The sequence below is a fragment of the Rhizobium sp. HT1-10 genome (assembly GCF_049472505.1).
Taxonomy (GTDB): Bacteria; Pseudomonadota; Alphaproteobacteria; order Rhizobiales; family Rhizobiaceae; genus Rhizobium.
Genome location: NZ_JBCEBQ010000024.1, coordinates 1 through 1,178, shown reverse-complemented (window position 1 = coordinate 1,178; position 1,178 = coordinate 1). Strand labels below are relative to the sequence as shown.

2 pseudogenes are annotated in these 1,178 nt (G+C 55.2%); both read left to right on the top strand.

The annotated features are described in order from the left end of the window. Positions 1 to 656 (top strand): annotated as a pseudogene (locus VH564_RS25485) (EAL domain-containing protein); the annotation flags it as partial. 196 nt (positions 657 to 852) lie between these two features. Beyond that, positions 853 to 1,178, top strand: a pseudogene (locus VH564_RS25480) (IS21 family transposase); the annotation flags it as partial.

Here is a 1,178-nt window from a genome sequence, read left to right as displayed (position 1 = left end):
GCTCTGATGCGCCTGCGTCGGCCTGATGGCACATCGATCGCACCTGTTGCTTTTATCCCCGTCGCCGAACGATCTGGGGCAATAATCGAGCTCGGGCGTTGGGCGATACGAACCGTCTGCAGCGACCTTCTGGCAGAGAATAAGGTGGAGGTCGCAAGTGTCAATGTGTCGCCAATTGAACTCAAGTCGCCGGACTTCCTTCAACCCTCGCAGATTTTGGCTTAGCAGGAGCCAGGCTCGCTCTCGAAATTACGGAAGGAATAGAGCTGGAGCTGGACCAAGATGTAGTTCTTTGCATCACCGATTTGAGAAAGTTAGGCGTCCAGGTCTGGTTGGACGACTTTGGTACGGGTTTTGCCGGACTGTCATGGCTGCGTCTGATAGAATTCGATACCGTTAAGATTGACCGGTCCTTTCTACACGACTGCAATACGGAGCGAGGAAGACGGATGATGGTGGATATCATCGGCCTGCTTCGCAACCGCGGAATCCGCGTTGTTGTCGAAGGGGTAGAAACCATCGAGCATCAGCGTCTAATGCAGCAGTACGGCATTCATCAGCTACAAGGGTACTATCTTGGCCGACCCGACGCGGCAGACCAACTTCAATCCATCAACGTGTTGCCGTTCGATATCATGAAGAGCCGTGTGGGCTAAATTCGTATCCATCCGGTGAGGGCCGCGTGGTTTATGATTTAGGCTCGTCTGCAATGATGCGCTCGATCGTTTGAGAGCGGCGGTGCAAAAGTCGGCCACGGTAACGGCGTGATAATCACGTCGTAGGGGCGGAGTAAAATCCGGCCACCTATCTTCCTTCTGCATTGAACGCAGGAGGGACAAGGGGATCTACACCGTGGAATTGTATCTCAAAGTTCGACTGGCTGTTTCGGAAGGGATGAGCCGGCGTCAGGCTGCAAAGCATTTCAACATATCCCGCGACAGCGTTTCCAAGATGGTGTCGTATTCGACACCGCCTGGGTATCAGCGTCAGTTGCCGATCCGGCGGCCGAAGCTGGATGCGTTTGTCTCGACCATCGAGCACTGGCTGGAGGAAGACCTGAAAGTACCGCGCAAGCAGCGCCATACGGCCAAGCGGGTGTTCGACCGTTTACGTGACGAGCGCGGCTTCACCGGCGGCTACACGATCATCAAGGACTACATGCGCGAGCGGGATCAGCG